Source organism: Desulfogranum marinum, from assembly GCF_016918565.1.
Taxonomy (GTDB): Bacteria; Desulfobacterota; Desulfobulbia; order Desulfobulbales; family Desulfobulbaceae; genus Desulfogranum; species Desulfogranum marinum.
Window position 1 is genome coordinate 1 of the sequence record NZ_JAFFQD010000160.1, and the last position, 467, is coordinate 467.

At 50.5% G+C, this 467-nt stretch carries 1 tRNA gene and 1 rRNA gene; both read right to left on the reverse strand.

What is annotated here, in order from left to right:
- Positions 1-36: 36 nt before the first annotated feature.
- A tRNA-Ile gene (locus JWH17_RS23305) sits at positions 37-114 on the reverse strand.
- A gap of 241 nt (positions 115-355) precedes the next feature.
- Positions 356-467 (reverse strand): 16S ribosomal RNA (locus tag JWH17_RS23310); the annotation flags it as partial.

The following is a 467-nucleotide window of genomic DNA, read 5'->3' on the forward strand; positions in this document are numbered from 1 at the left end:
TCCAGAAAGGGGAGTAAAACCTGGATCAACTCAACCTGGTGGGCCTAGGTGGACTTGAACCACCGACCTCACGCTTATCAGGCGTGCGCTCTAACCAAGCTGAGCTATAGGCCCATGACCTTGATCTAAAATCTTCACAAAGATTATAGCCACACGGTTTTTTTTCGAGCGCCTTGCAAGCGTCAGAGGTGCTCCAGATTTGTGCAGGCGTGATTGCTCGCTATAACCTATCTATGCGGGCAGTTGCGCCCGTGCAAAGATGGTGTGCCTATGACTCCTTATCCTTGATCTCTCAAAACTGAACAGTAAAACAAGCGGGGTTGATCCCTTTGCAGTCTATGCTGCATATCCTTATAAAGGAGGTGATCCAGCCCCAGGTTCCCCTAGGGCTACCTTGTTACGACTTCACCCCAGTTACCAGCCATACCTTGGCAGCCTCCATCCCGAAGGTTTGGTCAACTGCTTCT